The organism is Halorubrum sp. SS7, from assembly GCF_005435055.1.
Lineage (GTDB): Archaea > Halobacteriota > Halobacteria > Halobacteriales > Haloferacaceae > Halorubrum > Halorubrum salinarum.
The window spans coordinates 1-413 of record NZ_SGXV01000353.1; the positions used below are offsets into that span (position 1 = coordinate 1).

Below are 413 nucleotides of genomic sequence, written 5' to 3' on the forward strand. Positions count from 1 at the left end.
ACGAGGTCGAGGCCGCCGAGGAGTCCGCCGAGTACCTCGCGGAGACCGTCGACCACGTCCTGTCGGTCCCGTCGACCCATCCGGAGCTCGCCGGCGTGCTCGCCAACGTCCAGCTCCAACTCGTCGCGTATCACGCCGCGAAACAGCGGGGGCGGGCCATCGATAAGCCGCGCAACCTCGCAAAGAGCGTCACGGTCTGAGCCGCGCGGTCAGTCCCGCCCGTCCTCTTGCGTCCGGTCAGGATCGCCGCGAGTACCGCACGAATCCGGGGACTGCGTCGTCGTCCCACGGCTCGTGAGCGACCGATAGGTCCGTCGGAGGCGTCGCACGCCCCGCCAAGCCGGGGCTCCGCCGAGCGACACCAGCAGGTAGACCCACGTCCGTCGCCGTCCCGGCTCGTGACGCAGCGAGCG

Annotated in this window: 1 pseudogene; it reads left to right on the forward strand. The window is 70.9% G+C overall.

Annotated features, from left to right (window positions below):
• Window positions 1-200 (forward strand): annotated as a pseudogene (locus EXE44_RS18335) (glutamine--fructose-6-phosphate aminotransferase); the annotation flags it as partial.
• Between the last annotated feature and the right edge of the window lie 213 nt (window positions 201-413).